We start from the raw sequence: 14,590 nt of genomic DNA, 5'->3' as shown, positions 1-14,590 counted from the left end.
TGTCTTTTGTTTACTCCTGCAACCCTCCAAAATCTTTTTATGTAACTTTATAATATGTTTCTGAAGTTTTGAAAGTTATGTAACTTATGTAAGCCCGGCCTTTTCTCGATAAAAATAGAGGTTGCTGCCCTTTAGCCACTGTGGGTTCCTGTCGCTGCGGGGCTCCTGTCAGGGCATGTTTGCCTTGAAACGTTCGTGCGGCTGTGGAGCGGGCCTCGTCGTGAAGGCGCAAGACGGCTTTGGCCTTTGCCCAAATATCTGTGGATGCTCCGGGCGCGCTGCCGGCGGAAAACATGCGTGCCCTGACCGGTGTGAGGCGAAGCCACGGGCAAGTCCCGCATACGGCCCATAAACTCGGACAGCTTGCGGTTTGCCTTCTGTGCCTTGCGCCGTAACCTTTCTGATGCCCTGGCGCGCTCACGGTGTAACATAGGGCCAAGGCCAAGCTACTCAATGAGGGCTTCCGTCATTACACGAATAGCTCTGCAGCCAAAATCTTCCCTTCCTCATTTTGCGTCCTGGGTTGGGTCACGCTCATAAAACCCGCTTCTTTGAAAATAGCAATAGCTCGTTCACACCAGCGCTGACCTACCATGAACAGCTTTCCAGAGAGGTGCGGGAATTTGCCAAGTCCACGGGCAAAATCTGCCCCAAGTGCGGCAAACCTATGCTGCATCGGGTGAAAAAGCCCGGCAGGGACGGTAAGGGCAGGTATGATTTTTGGGGCTGCGCCGGATGGCCGGAGTGTGATGGAAAATAGCCAGGAACGATAATTCCAGAAGACTTCCAAGAAGCCCCGCAAGGGATTTTCTTGCGCCCAGTATGTTTACAGTCGCAACAGTTGATAGATTAAACAATTGTGAATACATACCGGTTATGAATAGTCACGAGTATCATTTAGAAGAATCCATAGGTCTTATGACGATTACAGCTTATCGCCTTATGACCGCACTATTCCGGCGCAAGTTAAAAGAGGCTTGCATTGAACTGACGCCGGAGCAATGGGGAACCCTCATGCTACTTTGGGAAAAGCAGAGTGTTACCCAAGAAGAGCTTGCATCGGTCCTGTGTCTCGATAAGTCCAGTATGAGCCGTACTCTTTCAGTCATGGAAGGAAAGGGTCTAGACCAGATTAACTTTGAGAATGGACATTCTCAAAGTTTAAGACAGGCATGCTTCGGCGCTTAACAGCACAAATAAATTACGCTTACGCCTTCGCTGCGGGTGCCTGCTCACGCAGTCGCCAGAGCAATTTCAAAGTGAAAATGCTCTAATAAGCAGGGCGGTAAATTCTATCAATAACAGGAAGAAGACTATTCGCGCATCGGAAGCATCCCTTGTCTTGCGTAAAGGAGTTCTCACGGTGGATACTATTGCGTTGAACCGGTCGCTGAACAATATATGCAATGCAGATATAAATATATGTATACAGGTTCTTGGCACCATAAAAGATAACCTTAAGGCGCGACAGTTCTGATCGTACCCTTTATTTTTCGCACAGGAGATCTGCTATATACGTTTTTTTACCAATTAAATTGATATTATCAACTGTTGTGTTTGTAAATATTGTTCGAAAAATAAATGGCACATTGAAATTTTTATATACCCCCGCAACGAGGCCAGTATGAGCATGCTACCGGTTTTTACTGTATGCAGGTTGCCCGGCAAGGTATCCTTGCTTTTGATGCTAGGCATATTTCTGACCGCTTGCAGCGAACCCGCGATGCACCATCAGGCGTCCCCGGCGATACCCTATACCCGATTATTGGCAGCCGAACAGGTGATTGTGACCAGAGAACTGCCGGGAAGAGTCTCGCCCTTCACTCTTTCCGAAGTTCGTCCCCAGGTGAACGGAGTCATCCTGGAGAGGCTGTTCGAAGAAGGGGCGGATGTCGTTGCGGGGCAGGTTTTGTACCAGATTGACCCGGTACTTTATGAAGCGGCCTACAAAAACGCCAAAGCGGAACTGGGTATGGCTCTTGCCGATGAAAACGCGGCTCGTTTACGGGCCGAACGGTATACCATTCTGGTGAAGTCCAACGCGATCAGTAAGCAGGATTATGATGATGCAATCGCCGCTTATGGCGTGTCAAGGCGCGGATTGAAGCCGCCAGGGAAGCCCTTGAATCAGCCCGGATAAACCTCGGCTACACCAAGGTGACTTCGCCGGTGAGCGGCAGAATCGGCCTTTCTTTCGTCACTCCGGGAACACTGGTGACACAAAATCAGTCGGAACCCCTTGCCGCAGTGCAGCAAATCAGCCCGGTGTATGTGAATGTGTCGCAACCTACGACCGAGCTTTTGCAAATACGCCGTGGGCTTGCCCGTGGAGCGCTTAAGAACGACCACGGAAGCGCCGCAAAAGTCAGGCTTTATCTTGAAGACGGAGAACCATATACACGCCTTTCCGCCGATGCCAAAGGCGAGGTGGATTGGCTGGAGGGAGAATTGCTTTTTTCCGACATCACTGTTGTTCCGAGCACCAATGTCGTCACTGTCAGGATCAGGTTTGACAATCCCGATGGAACGCTGCTGCCCGGCATGTATGTGCGGGCGGTCATTGAGGAAGGTGTTGTTGAGAATGCTTTGCTTGTGCCTCAAAAAAGTGTGGGCAGGGATATGGCGAACCGGCCGCAGGTCTTTGTGCTGACTAAGCAGCCTCCCTTTCATGGCGAGGCGGCTCCCCGGCCATTGGAAGAGAAAGAGTTTTACGTCGAGGCCCGTACCATCACCATCGGACGTGACCACGCGAACAGGTGGCTTGTTGCCGATGGGCTGTCGTCCGGCGAGTTACTGGTCACGGACGGCCATCTTCATGTACGTCCGGGCATGGTGGTTGTAGGCGAAGAACAGACCCCACCGGCGACTCTGGTTTCCTCCCAAAGATACAGTTTGGAGCAGAGGTAGGTCATGTCCCGCTTTTTCATTGACCACCCCATTTTCGCTTGGGTTATCGCCCTCTTTATCATGATGGCCGGAGCCTTCGCTATGGCCCGGCTCCCGGTGGCGCAGTACCCGGACATTGCTTCGCCCCTGATCACTATTGCTGCCAATTATCCCGGAGCCTCGGCCAAGACCGTGGAAGACACGGTGACCCAGGTCATCGAGCAGCAGATGGGAGGCATCGACAATCTGCTTTATATGTATTCTACCAGCGATTCTTCCGGCTCCACCTCCATCAACTTGGCTTTCGAAACTGGAACGGACACAGATATCGCCCAGGTTCAGGTGCAGAACAAGCTGCAACTCGCTCTGCCCCTTCTGCCGGAGGAAGTACAACGCCAGGGTACATCTGTGGCTAAATCTGCGGCCAGCCTTTTTCTGATCATTGGCTTTGTCTCAGAAGACGGCAAACTGACGAGTGCGGAAATCGGTGATTACGTCGCCAGCAATGTGAAAGACGCCCTCAACCGCATACCCGGTGTGGGGCAGACCACATTGTCAGGGGCGCAGTATGCCATGCGCGTCTGGTGCGACCCTTTGAAGCTGGAAAAATATCGCCTCAACCCTTCGGACGTCATCGCTGTCATAAGGGAACAGAACAACCAGGTGGCCGGGGGACAGGTGGGTGCATCGCCTGCAAGGCCGGGGCAGGAAATCAATATCACCCTGAATGCCGCCTCACGTCTGCAAACGGTTGAAGAGTTCGAAAACATCCTGATCCGTATCAACCCTGACGGCTCCTTTCTGCGGCTCAAAGACATCGCCCGCATTGAGTTGAACCGGGAACAATTTCTGGACATATCGCGCGGTAACGGTATGCCGGGAGCGGCGCTTCTTTTCAGGTTGGCCTCCGGGGCCAACGCTCTGCGAACGGCAGCGGCAATCAAGGCGGAACTTGAGACGCTGTCGGAATTTTTCCCGCCGGGCCTCAAAACATTTCCAACCTATGACACCACAGCGTTCATCGACGTATCGATCAAGGCCGTATTCAAAACCTTGGGAGAAGCCATCCTAGTGGTTTTTCTGGTTATGTTGTTATTTTTGCAGAATTTTCGCGCCACAATCATTCCAACCATCGCCATTCCCGTAGTTCTGCTCGGCACCTTCGGAGTGCTTGCCGTCACTGGATGCTCCATCAACATCCTGACCATGTTCGGCATCGTCTTAGCTATCGGACTGCTGGTGGATGACGCCATAGTGGTGGTGGAAAACGTGGAGCGGCTGATGCACCAAGAAAATCTGAATCCAAAAGACGCCGCCCGAAAGTCTATGGATCAGATTTCAGGCGCGCTCGTCGGTGTCGCCCTGGTCATTGCGGCGGTTTTTGTGCCTATGGCCTTTATGGAAGGCTCTACGGGCGTCATTTACCGGCAGTTTTCCATCACGATTGTAACGTCAATGACTCTATCCGCCTTGGTCGCCCTCATCCTTACGCCCGCCTTGTGTGCGACAATGCTGAAACCTAAAACGCAATCGTTATCCCCTAAAAGCTTTTCAGGACGCTTCAATTATTTGTTCGACCTACTTGCCGTCAAATATGAAAATGGAGTGAAAAAAATTCTGGCCCGGCCAGCCAGATATCTGGCCGCTTTTAGTATAGGACTTCTGCTGGTAGGGGTTTTGTTTTTCCGTCTGCCCACGTCCTTTTTGCCGGATGAAGACCAGGGGGTCATCTTCGTCACCGTGCAGATGCCTTCGGGCGCGACTTTTGAACGCACTCAAGCTGTTATGGAAGAAGTGGATCGGTATTTCCGCACCGTTGAAGGCGGATTGGTTCATACGCTGTTTACCGTGGCCGGGAACAGCTTCATGGGCCGGGGAGAAAACACCGGACAAATATACATTACTCTGAATAGTTGGGGTACGCGCAAGGACGAAGCCTCTCGAGTCCCCGCCATCATGAATCGGGCCAGAGCGCATTTTGCAACTATAGCAGAGGGCAGGATATTCATTTTCGCGCCGCCTCCGGTTGTCGAACTCGGCAGTTCTTCCGGCTTTGTCTTTGAACTGCAGGACAGAGGAAACAGAGGACACGAAGCACTGATGAACACCCGCAACATGCTTTTGGGGATGGCGTCGCAACATCCGGCACTGCGTTATGTCAGGCCAGCAGGGCTTGAAGATGTGGAGCAGTATTCTCTACAGGTAGATTTAGCCAAGGCAGGCGCTCTCGGCTTGACCAAGGGTGAAATAGATCAGGCCATTTCCGCGTATTGGGGCGGCGTCTATGTGAACGACTTTATGGATCGGGGCCGCACCAAAAAAGTCTATTTGCAGGCGGATACGGATTTTCGCATGCAGGCCAGTGATCTGAAAAAATATTATGTACGCAACAAAAAGGGCGATATGGTGCCTTTTTCCTCCTTTCTTACCGTTGGCTCAATGCGCGGTTCGCCAAGGTTGGAACGCTATAACGGCATTCCATCCAGGGAAATCCACGGAGAAGCCGCGCCGGGAATGAGCACCGGGCAGGCTATGGCCGCGATGGAAGAGATCGTAGCCAAACTGCCTTCGGGGTTCGGCCATTCGTGGACGGGCATTTCCTTCCAGGAAAAAAGGGCCGGAGCGCAGGTGCTTTTGCTATACGGCATATCCGTAGCGGTTGTTTTTCTCTGTCTGGCGGCCTTGTATGAAAGCTGGAGCATTCCTCTTTCCGTGCTTTTGGTCATGCCTGCGGGGCTATTTGGCGCACTTTTGGGCGTTACCGTCATGGGGATGAATAATGACGTGTATTTTAAAATAGGCATCCTGACGATTATGGGGCTGTCCGCCAAAAACTCCATCCTGATTGTGGAGTTCGCAAAAGAGCTTCATGCGCAAGGGCAGGATATTCTGTCCGCCACGTTGCAGGCGGCGCGTATCCGGCTGCGCCCCATCATCATGACTTCGTTGGCCTTTTCTCTTGGCGTTATTCCGCTGGCCTTGAGTTCGGATGCCGGTTCCGGTGCGCAAAACGCCGTGGGCGTCACCGTGGTCAGCGGCGTCATTACCGCCACCCTTTTCGGCATATTCCTGACGCCACTTTTCTATGTTTTGGTGATGCGGATTTCGCCTCGGGCAAGGCATCAAAAGGCTTTAAAGGAGAAGGAAAGCTCTGTCTTTCAGGGATAACAGACATAAGGCAGCGGCACCATCAGCTGACGATGAAACAGGCAGCTGATGGTGCTTCGTTGCACAAAAACTTCATATGAAACTGATTTGACAACATCAACAGTTGAACATATGCTATAAACATGAATAAATCATTTTACCGTTCTGAGGAATCCATCGGATTCTTGACGATAACAGCCTATCGGATGCTTAACTCCACGCTTCGTCGTAAGCTGAAGGAGTTGGATATCGACCTGACGCCGGATCAGTGGGGTGTTTTGGTTTTGCTTTGGGAAAGGGGCAGCGCCACGCAGGAGGAGCTTGCTGCCGTGCACTGTGTCGATAAGTCCGCTATGAGCCGTATTCTTTCCGCCATGAGAGATAAGGGACTGATTAGCAAGGAAATCGATTCCGAGAATGAACGGAAAAAAAATATTCGTGCGACGAACGCATCACTTGAGTTGCGTGAACGTGTCTTTGCTGTCGCCTCTGAATCGTTACGCCATGCTCTTAACGGTGTTTCCCAGGAAGACGCCGCGACCTGCATGAAGGTACTTGTCGCCATCAAACGCAATCTCAAGGAAACATATGGGTAACTGTTGAATAATAAGGGTATATTTTAAAGCATAAGGCAAGGGTTAATTGTATTTTTAGGGCTGGTTATGGTCGTTCTTTGTGCCGTTTTTTTACAGTTTTGTTGTTTTTATCAACAGTTGATTTTATATACTAAGTTTTCGCGGCGATACTTCCAAGACGTTTAACCGATTTAAACAGCAACAATCGCCAACCTTAACCGAGCGAGGAGACAGGCATGAAAACACTGATTGAAAAAACAGAAAGGCTACTGGAACTACTTGGACATGATGAAATGCCCTTTGGTATTTTTTACTCCGACGAAAAGCCTGACGGTTACGGCCCCAAGCCTGGCGAGATTTTTAGCCGCGAGCGTGAAGAAGCGGGGGAAATAGACTGGCAGAAAGCCTTCGGAAATTTTTCCTGTATTTTCGGCAACCTTTGGTTGGCCCGAAAAAAAGGAAAAGCGGCCTGGATAAGCCATGAAGAGTGCGGTTGCATGGGGGGAGGCTATTTCTCCGGTGTCTATGGGCCGTACCTTGATACAAATGTTAAATATGTTTCTACGGGCATTCCCGGAACCTTTATGGAAGGCGAACATTACATGCCTTCACCGGAGAGTATGCGGGCGTTTATGGAAGATTGCGCTCTGCCTTTGGATAACAAAAAATACTGCATCCTCAAGCCCCTGGATCAATTTAATGATGATGAACGGCCTCTGGTGGTTGCGTTCTTTGTCAGGCCGGAGGCGCTGACCGGGCTCCATTCTCTGACCATTTATACAGTAGGCAGCCACAATGCGGTTATTGCGCCTTTTGGAGCGGGCTGCACCAATATCATTTCCTGGCCGCTTGTATACGGGCAACGCGGCATTGAATGTGGAGTTATTGGCGGCTTTGACCTCTCGGCCCGCAAATTTATGAAAACGGACGAGTTGAGCTTTGCCGCTCCCTTGTCGCTATACCGTAAAATGCTTGACCGCATGGAAACATCAGCACTTACCCGACATACTTGGGAAGGTTGCAGAAAAAAAGTGATAAAAAGCAAACATGCCTGGAAGGAGGTCGAAAAGAAGTGAATACCTATCTTGAAAACGCGCTCCAGCTCCGCTTTCCACCTTTAGCAATCTACTATGCGCAAGAGTTACCGGAAGGAGTAAAGCTGACCTCTCCCATGTGCTCCATGCTGCTGATAGCTCAAGCTGCCAAAGGGAAAACCGTCGCCTTGTCAAAAGACAGTTGCCGATGTCATGGCGCGGCCAGTGGCTTCGGCCTCGATGTGATGCGCACGGACGATTTTCCTGGCGGCCATGAATGTTTCCTACGTTTTCTTTCCATAGGAAACGAGCATTGCGAACTCGGTCAAACGATGATTGCACGCTTAAAAGAAGCAGGCGCTCCCCAAATTTTAATTGAAGAATACTCGGAAGGCGAAGGGTTCTGTAAGACCACCGAGTTGGTGCAGGATTGGGTTGACCAGTTACCGCAGGCCAGGCCGGATGGCCCATATATTGTTATGAAGCCTCTCCGGGATGTTCGGAAAGGCGAAGTTCCAAAGGTTGTCGCTTTTCTGGTCAATCCCGACCAGCTGTCCGCTCTTGTTGTGCTTGCGAATTATGCGCGAAAAGGCATGGATAATGTTCGTATTCCTTTCGGGGCAGGGTGCAATTGCTTTGGTCTGTATCCCTTTGCCGAGGCGGAACAGGGAAACCCGCAGGCCATCATCGGTCTCACGGATATATCAGCCCGCTTTTATTTAAACAAAATCTTGGGGAGTGATATACTTTCTTTCGCTGTGCCGCTGGAAATGTATGAAGAAATGGCTGGCAACGCGCCTGAAAGCTTCTTGAACCGTTATGCCTGGAAAACCATGATGAAAAAGAAATAGAAATTTACGTACATATAATGAGTTGCAGCGAATAATAAAATTAGGTTGCAACATTCGCCCAGGCTGCTGCGCACAGCAAGGCCGAGAAAGGCCCGAAACCCAGAAAGACCCCAAGCGGCCAGACACGCAAGCTCTGTTATGCGCGTCTGTCGGGGCTGTATAGGCTCCGGCAAGGCCAAGCTTGCCAAAGATCATTTTACGGACGCTGCGTTGCTTGGCGGTCAACGGGCTGGCCCCATCACGCCGCCACTGAGAAATAAAAAGCCCACCCCCAACAATAGGGGCGGGCTACCTTAGCCCCACAGGGAAATAGAGGCTGAACGAGAAAAACCACATTGTCGGTAAAACGGCAATGTTTTTTTATTTGTGAAGGAGGAGTTATGACACCTGAATTTTTGAATGATTGGGGCCTCCGCCGCACGGGGGAGTAGGGAGGAATGATGCAGCAAGCCGATAACGCACAGCGCGCGCGGCCAGAAGTCGCAATCACGCTTATTATGATGAAGCAATGGCGCGCTTTGCCCAAGACATGCGGAATGGCATTCCATTGGTCTGCCATCGAAACGGCATGAGGGTGTTGGCCTACCGGACCGCATGGCTTTTAGCCTGTCGTCGTGCGGGGGGACAGATGAAGCCTTACGCAGTGCGCCACGTTGCTGCCACGACAATGCTTGCAAACGGCGCTGATTTGGCTGCCGTGGCTGGCGCGCAGCTTGGACATTCAAGCGTTGCTACCACAGGGTCAACGTATGCTCACGTTACGCCCTTGGGTCAGGCTCGCGCAGCAGAATCAATGCCCACCTTGGATATTTTAGAGCATTTTCACTTTGAAATTGCTCTGGCGACTGCGTGAGCAGGCGCCCGCAGCGAAGGCGTAAGCGCAATTTATTTGCTCTGTTAAGCGCCGAAGTATGCGTGTCTTAAACTTTGAGAATGTCTATTCTCAAAGTTAATCTGGTCTAAAAGAGGAAAAATGATTTGGTGCAACTTGGTGCGGAATTTACCACAAAAAAAGGGCTTACGGAGTGCGTAAGCCCTTTTGATTAATGGAGCCGCCTATCAGATTTGAACTGATGATCTACTGATTACGAATCAGTCGCTCTACCAACTGAGCCAAGGCGGCATGAGAAATGTGCTTTTGTGCCGGGTGAAAGGGCCAGTGAATCATGTTCGTGGCTGCAATCCCTCCCATCAGGTCTAAGGCGTCAAAACTGCTGCTTCGCCCCATGTGGCGCTACAGCGGCTCAGTCCGTAAACCGAAACCGGCGACCGGGAACTATTGCCAAAAAAACTTCCGCTTGTCAAGGCAAGCTGGCGTGCAAGATCAGGCCTTTTCAAGAATCAGGGGAATGGCGTGCAGTTCACGGCTGACTTCTTCAGTATGCCCCAGCTTCCAGTTGACGTTTTCAGCCGGCCACCCCAGTTCCTGGGCCACAGCCCGCGCTACCCCCGCCACGTTAAGGATGGGATGGCGCTGGAATACCTGCGGCAGACCATACGTCAGGTTGCAGACGAGGCATTTGCCGGGGCGCTGGCGCAGTTCAAAAGCCAGATGGGCTTTATCGGGGCTTATCTCGCGGCAGACAAGGCCAATGTCGTAAGCGCCCTCTTCAGCGCCGCCAAACAGCGCGTCGAAAAAATCATCCGCCCGCGAAGCAGGGAATATTTCATCCAGAAAAGTTTGATTCAGATTTTGCGAAGTCATGCACTCCCCCATCAGGTTACGAGATACGCTGTCGTTGAAAAAAAGACCGCGGATCAGCCGCCCGCCGTAAAGGCGCTAGCGTAATTAATGTGCGTGGTTAAGCATTGCAACCGGCGTGTCGTAACCCTGAGAATCATATTCTCAGGGGCAATCTGCTCTTGGGCCGTTCACTCTTGCAACGCAGGGGGGCTCTTGCCCCATACTGGTCAGCGCCCGTGACGGCCTGTTACAGCAGACCACGCAAATGACTGTTTCGCAGGCGTACGTCCTGCCTTGGCAGACGGCTCCAGTCAAAGGCTGGCAAAAGTTCCGCCGGGCTGACAGCGCGTGCGGAAGCCCCAAGACCGGCCAACATGCCAAGCAAACCCACAATGCGGCGCGGATCAACCCCCTGTTCCCGCAGATACCGCAGAGACAGGCTGTTGTGGCGCTTGGCCAGACGCTCTCCTTCTTCGTCAAGAAGCAGAGGCACATGGGCGTAGGAAGGCGCACCATAGCCCAAGAGCTGAAGAAGCGCAATCTGGCGCGGCGTTGAAGTCAGGATGTCTCTTCCCCGTACGACCTGTGTGACGCCCATGAGGGCGTCATCAACAGCAACGGCGAGTTGATAGGCCACAACGCCGTCAGAGCGACGCAGCGCGAAATCGCCCCCGCAGTCGGTAAGAAAAAAAGTTTGCGCTCCAAGCAGCAGGTCGGTGAAAGATATGGGTGCTTCCGGGCAACGCAGGCGTATGCTGGCCCGGCGCCCGCTGCGGATCATTGCCTGAATATGCTCATCGTCAAGATCGCGGCATGTTCCCGGGTAAGGCGCGCCCGCGTCATCAACGTGCGGGGCCGCGGCAAGCTGGCGCAACTCCTTGCGGGTGCAAAAGCAGGGGTAGGTTGCCCCCGCCTTTTCCAGCTGCGCCAGAACCCCGGCATATATCGATCCGCGTTCGCTTTGCACGTATGGGCCGCAAGGGCCCCCCACATCGGGGCCGTAATCCCAATCCAGCCCAAGCCAATGCAGATCATCCAGGAGGGTGGCCGCATATTCGGGCCGTGACCTTTGCGGGTCTATGTCTTCAAGGCGCATGACCAGCCGCCCGCCTTGAGCCCGCGCAGCCAGCCAGGCCAGCAAAAAAGCCCAGGCATTGCCCATATGGATATGGCCGGTAGGGCTTGGCGCAAGCCTGCCGCATGGGCGCGATGGTTGATGCATGGCTGCTGGGGTGGCTTGGTGGGCAGCAGGGCTGCCGCTGTCAGCAAAAGTATATCACTATAAAATATCGCAGGCACATCTGGTTTTATGCCGCAAACGCAGACAGGAATTCAGAACGATACCAACGGCGCATTGCATGCCGGGCAGCGCAGTTTCGCCGATTCCAGTTCTGTATGCGGTGGCGGGCCAGGCCCGCCACGCCATCAATCACTGCCTGTTAAGAATTGTCGCCCTTGCCCTTGGGCTGCTCTTTTTTGCTCTTGGGTTCGGCCTTGGTAGCCACCTTGGCAGGAGCGGATTTTTTACTTTCGCTTTTTTTGGTCTCGGCTTTCTGGCTGGGAGACTTGGCGGCCTTGTCTTTATCTGCCGAAGCCTTGCTTGAGCTTGCCTGGGCGCTGGATTTTCCCGAACTGGCCTGGGCGGAAGACTTGCCTGAGCCGGACTGGGCGGAAGCCTTGCTGGATTTCTCAGAAGCGGCAGCTTTGCCGGATTTTTCCGAGGCTGAAGCCTTGCTGGATTTTTCCGAAGCTGAAGCCTTGCCGGATTTTTCCGAGGTGGAAGTCTGTTGCCGGGTCGTAGTGCTGCTTTTTTTATCGTTGCTGGCGACCTGTACGACCTTGTCCTTTTTCTTGCCCCGGCTCTCATCACGGCTGTCATCGCGTTTGCCGCTGCGCGCGCTGGTTTTGCCGGCCTTTTTCTTGTCGCGGGACAGTTCGCGCACCACCCGTTCTTCCGTAAAGTCGTTAAGGCGGCTTTCAGCCTGGGCTATCATGGTTTCGCCGCCCTCAACCTTTACGCGGCGCGCTCCAAGAAAGGTGCTCTTGAAGTAGGGATCATCAAGCGAGTTGATGCGCACGCGCGTACGCTTGTGGGGGCTGTGGATGAATTTGCCGTCACCAACGTAGATGCCGGTGTGATAGCCACGGCGGGGATGACGGAAGGCCACGATGTCCCCTGCGCGCATTTCTTCCACATTGCTGATGCGCTGCCCAATGACGGACTGTTCACGGGCAGTGCGGGGCAATTGCACGCCAACGCTTTTATACGTCCAGCATACAAAACCCGAACAGTCGAAACCGTCCGGGGTCGTTCCACCGCGCACATACGGGGTGCCGATGGCGGATCTGGCCTTGCGCAGTAACTGCTGGCTGGATTCCTGCTGGTTGGAGTCAAATGCAGCTTCATAAGAGCGGCGGAACCGCTCCGCATGCGGGGTGTTGATGCCATTATCTCGCGAGCCACTTTTGGAGGCGCAGCCGAAAGCCAGCATGCAGGCCAGCATCAACACGCATAGTTTAAGACATTTTCCCATCAGCGCTCCACAAATGTTGTGCCGCCCGCTGAAAGCGGCGGCTAGTCAGTCAGAATGCGGGCATGCCCGGCGTCAACGGTCAGGGCTCAGCCCTTTGGTGTCTGGCCCGGTCCCGTGAGACCGGAGCATTTGTGCTTGTGGCGCTAGGCCTTGATATCCAGCAAGGTGCCAAGCATGGCGTCACCGGCGTGAACGACCGCTGCATTGGCCTTATACGCGTGCTGGGTGGTGATCATTGAAACCATTTCACGGCCGAGGTCCGTGCCGCTGGGGCTTGCAGCCTCGAGGGGCAGGCCTGAAGTCACGTCATAAACGGCCTGGGCCGCGCTGAATGACGTGCCGCCGGGGCCGGAAGGAACGCCGCCCTGAAGCACTGCATCAAGGCGTACTCCCTGTCCCGCAGGGCCTGTAGCATAGACGGCACGCTGCGGCTCAAAGCCAGCGGTGCTGACATTGGCCACGTTATGAGACGCCACAGCCATTCCCCAGGAATGGGTGTTCATGGCTGATGCGCCCAATTGCATGCTGGTGCTGATACTGCTCATCACTTGTACCTTACGGCAGAATTAGCACAACCATCAGATGATTGCAAAAAACTTTTTTTGTGTGCAGCGCCGGGGATCAGACCGGGTTTCTGTCACTCATATGGCGCTCTATCCTTGCGAAAGCATTGTGGTTATGGATTGATTCCATACTTTCCACCTCAACACTGAACCATTCGACCTGCCCATGCTCCGAAAGACGCTGCGCCACATTGCGCACCACATCCTCTACAAAAGTGGGGTGGGCAAAGGCATGCTCGGTAACGAATTTTTCATCCTCGCGTTTGAGCAGGGTGTACACGGCTGACGAACCAGAGGCTTCGGCTATGTCGATAAAATCTTCAAGCCATGAAAAAACCTTCATACGCAGATTCATGCGCACCATTGCCCGCTGGCTGTGCGCGCCCTCGTCGCTGATGGCCTTGGAACAGGGGCAGACGGTCATGACCGGCACGTCGACCTCAAGGCAGAAGTGCTGGCCCTCATCGTCCAGTTCGCCGATGAGGCGGCACTGATAGCTGACAAGGGCCGGGATGCCCGAAGCAGGAGCTGATTTTTTTATGAAATAGGGAAAGCAGAACCGCGCATAGGCCCGTCTGGCCTCAAGGCGCTGTTTGATGTCCAGCAGCAGGCGGCGTACCGACTGATAGCTTATTTCGGCGTTCCACTGTTCCAGGGCCTCAACAAAGCGGCTCATGTGGGTGCCCTTGAATGCGGAGGGCAGGTCCACGCCAAGGTCCACGCTGGCCACTGTCTGCTGCGTGCCCTTGGTACGGTCGCGCACCAGCAGGGGCAGGCGGAGTTCGCGCACCCCCACGCGGTTTATGTTCAGGGCCACCTGCGGGGCATGGCTTTGCACATCTTCCATTATGCCAGGTCCTCTCCTGTGGTAGTGCCGGTAAAGGTGCCGTGCTTGACGCCGCGGCAGGCGATGAGTTTGTCGGCCAGGGCGCGCATGCGGTTGGGCTCCCCTTTGAGCACCAGGACCTCAAGGCAGTTGTAGTGGTCAAGATGCACATGCAGCGTGGTGACTATCAGGTCGTGATCATCGTGCTGTATCTGCATGAGTCGACGCGAAAGGTCGTTTTTATGATGATCGTAAACAAGGGTAAGAGTGCCCGCGCCATATGCGTCGCTGTTCCACTTTTCTTCCACCAGAGCCTTGCGGATGAGGTCGCGTATGGCCTCTGAACGGTTGGGATAGCTTTTGCGCCGGCAAAGTTCATCAAAAGGTTCCAGCAGGTCTTCATCCAGCGAAACCCCAAAGCGTGCCAGATTTCCCATAGCAGTATCCTGCGCCGCTTCCTTGCGGAAACGGGTGCGCTGTTTGTGTTGTC

General features: G+C 53.5%; 15 protein-coding genes and 1 tRNA gene. 8 read left to right on the top strand and 8 right to left on the bottom strand.

Annotation, left to right across the window (positions count from 1 at the left end; genetic code table 11):
• Window positions 1-469 precede the first annotated feature (469 nt).
• Window positions 470-790, bottom strand: a complete 321-nt coding sequence (locus ACZ5DH_RS08390) for a hypothetical protein (protein ID WP_464253876.1) — start codon at window positions 788-790, stop codon at window positions 470-472.
• 32 nt (window positions 791-822) lie between these two features.
• On the opposite strand from ACZ5DH_RS08390, the gene ACZ5DH_RS08385 reads away from it, so the two are divergent.
• The 8 genes from ACZ5DH_RS08385 (at window position 823) to ACZ5DH_RS08350 (ending at window position 9,346) form a co-directional block, all read left to right on the top strand.
• Window positions 823-1,188, top strand: coding sequence for a MarR family winged helix-turn-helix transcriptional regulator (locus tag ACZ5DH_RS08385; RefSeq protein ID WP_464253875.1), 366 nt, complete (start codon window positions 823-825; stop codon window positions 1,186-1,188).
• A 436-nt stretch (window positions 1,189-1,624) separates the two neighbouring features.
• The gene (locus tag ACZ5DH_RS08380; RefSeq protein ID WP_464253874.1) at window positions 1,625-2,140 is read left to right on the top strand and encodes a hypothetical protein; all 516 of its coding nucleotides are present in this window, start codon (window positions 1,625-1,627) and stop codon (window positions 2,138-2,140) included.
• Complete coding sequence (locus ACZ5DH_RS08375; protein WP_464256526.1) at window positions 2,101-2,907, top strand: efflux RND transporter periplasmic adaptor subunit; 807 nt, start codon at window positions 2,101-2,103, stop codon at window positions 2,905-2,907. Before ACZ5DH_RS08380 ends, ACZ5DH_RS08375 begins: the two co-directional genes overlap by 40 nt.
• Before the next feature lie 3 nt (window positions 2,908-2,910).
• Entirely contained in the window at window positions 2,911-6,054 is a 3,144-nt protein-coding gene (locus ACZ5DH_RS08370) for an efflux RND transporter permease subunit (RefSeq protein ID WP_464253873.1), read from the top strand.
• Between the two features lie 122 nt (window positions 6,055-6,176).
• Window positions 6,177-6,629: a MarR family winged helix-turn-helix transcriptional regulator gene (locus tag ACZ5DH_RS08365; RefSeq protein ID WP_464253872.1), complete on the top strand. Its 453-nt coding sequence runs from the start codon at window positions 6,177-6,179 to the stop codon at window positions 6,627-6,629.
• 215 nt (window positions 6,630-6,844) lie between these two features.
• Window positions 6,845-7,684 (top strand): DUF169 domain-containing protein, encoded by an 840-nt coding sequence (locus tag ACZ5DH_RS08360; protein WP_464253871.1) that lies wholly within the window; start codon window positions 6,845-6,847, stop codon window positions 7,682-7,684.
• Window positions 7,681-8,493, top strand: coding sequence for a DUF169 domain-containing protein (locus ACZ5DH_RS08355; RefSeq protein WP_464253870.1), 813 nt, complete (start codon window positions 7,681-7,683; stop codon window positions 8,491-8,493). The genes ACZ5DH_RS08360 and ACZ5DH_RS08355 overlap by 4 nt, the downstream gene beginning before the upstream one ends.
• A gap of 508 nt (window positions 8,494-9,001) precedes the next feature.
• Window positions 9,002-9,346: a tyrosine-type recombinase/integrase gene (locus tag ACZ5DH_RS08350; protein WP_464253869.1), complete on the top strand. Its 345-nt coding sequence runs from the start codon at window positions 9,002-9,004 to the stop codon at window positions 9,344-9,346.
• A gap of 194 nt (window positions 9,347-9,540) precedes the next feature.
• Here the strand turns inward: ACZ5DH_RS08350 and ACZ5DH_RS08345 are convergent.
• From ACZ5DH_RS08345 to nikR, 7 genes are all read right to left on the bottom strand, one after another.
• Window positions 9,541-9,616 (bottom strand) — tRNA-Thr (locus ACZ5DH_RS08345).
• 201 nt (window positions 9,617-9,817) lie between these two features.
• Entirely contained in the window at window positions 9,818-10,198 is a 381-nt protein-coding gene (locus tag ACZ5DH_RS08340; protein ID WP_464253868.1) for a hypothetical protein, read from the bottom strand.
• A gap of 226 nt (window positions 10,199-10,424) precedes the next feature.
• The gene (gluQRS, locus tag ACZ5DH_RS08335) at window positions 10,425-11,399 is read right to left on the bottom strand and encodes a tRNA glutamyl-Q(34) synthetase GluQRS (RefSeq protein WP_464253867.1); all 975 of its coding nucleotides are present in this window, start codon (window positions 11,397-11,399) and stop codon (window positions 10,425-10,427) included.
• Window positions 11,400-11,616: 217 nt separating this feature from the next.
• Window positions 11,617-12,711, bottom strand: coding sequence for a C40 family peptidase (locus ACZ5DH_RS08330; RefSeq protein WP_464253866.1), 1,095 nt, complete (start codon window positions 12,709-12,711; stop codon window positions 11,617-11,619).
• Between the two features lie 143 nt (window positions 12,712-12,854).
• Window positions 12,855-13,256 (bottom strand): flagellar basal body rod C-terminal domain-containing protein, encoded by a 402-nt coding sequence (locus tag ACZ5DH_RS08325; protein ID WP_464253865.1) that lies wholly within the window; start codon window positions 13,254-13,256, stop codon window positions 12,855-12,857.
• 76 nt (window positions 13,257-13,332) lie between these two features.
• Window positions 13,333-14,121, bottom strand: coding sequence for a GTP cyclohydrolase FolE2 (gene folE2 / locus ACZ5DH_RS08320; RefSeq protein ID WP_464253864.1), 789 nt, complete (start codon window positions 14,119-14,121; stop codon window positions 13,333-13,335).
• Window positions 14,121-14,537: a nickel-responsive transcriptional regulator NikR gene (gene nikR / locus ACZ5DH_RS08315; RefSeq protein ID WP_291302255.1), complete on the bottom strand. Its 417-nt coding sequence runs from the start codon at window positions 14,535-14,537 to the stop codon at window positions 14,121-14,123. Before nikR ends, folE2 begins: the two co-directional genes overlap by 1 nt.
• Window positions 14,538-14,590: the final 53 nt, after the last annotated feature.

Source organism: Desulfovibrio simplex (genome assembly GCF_055387835.1).
The sequence above is the reverse complement of the archived record's forward strand: the minus strand, read 5'-3'. Positions and strand labels throughout refer to the sequence as shown.

Coding starts and splice junctions, on each gene's coding strand:
- ACZ5DH_RS08385 (WP_464253875.1), top strand. CDS start 823: ATGTTTACAGTCGCAACAGTTGATAGATTAAACAATTGTGAATACATA.
- ACZ5DH_RS08380 (WP_464253874.1), top strand. CDS start 1,625: ATGAGCATGCTACCGGTTTTTACTGTATGCAGGTTGCCCGGCAAGGTA.
- ACZ5DH_RS08370 (WP_464253873.1), top strand. CDS start 2,911: ATGTCCCGCTTTTTCATTGACCACCCCATTTTCGCTTGGGTTATCGCC.
- ACZ5DH_RS08365 (WP_464253872.1), top strand. CDS start 6,177: ATGAATAAATCATTTTACCGTTCTGAGGAATCCATCGGATTCTTGACG.
- ACZ5DH_RS08360 (WP_464253871.1), top strand. CDS start 6,845: ATGAAAACACTGATTGAAAAAACAGAAAGGCTACTGGAACTACTTGGA.
- ACZ5DH_RS08350 (WP_464253869.1), top strand. CDS start 9,002: ATGGCGCGCTTTGCCCAAGACATGCGGAATGGCATTCCATTGGTCTGC.
- ACZ5DH_RS08340 (WP_464253868.1), bottom strand. CDS start 10,198: ATGACTTCGCAAAATCTGAATCAAACTTTTCTGGATGAAATATTCCCT.
- gluQRS (WP_464253867.1), bottom strand. CDS start 11,399: ATGCATCAACCATCGCGCCCATGCGGCAGGCTTGCGCCAAGCCCTACC.
- ACZ5DH_RS08330 (WP_464253866.1), bottom strand. CDS start 12,711: ATGGGAAAATGTCTTAAACTATGCGTGTTGATGCTGGCCTGCATGCTG.
- ACZ5DH_RS08325 (WP_464253865.1), bottom strand. CDS start 13,256: ATGAGCAGTATCAGCACCAGCATGCAATTGGGCGCATCAGCCATGAAC.
- folE2 (WP_464253864.1), bottom strand. CDS start 14,121: ATGGAAGATGTGCAAAGCCATGCCCCGCAGGTGGCCCTGAACATAAAC.
- nikR (WP_291302255.1), bottom strand. CDS start 14,537: ATGGGAAATCTGGCACGCTTTGGGGTTTCGCTGGATGAAGACCTGCTG.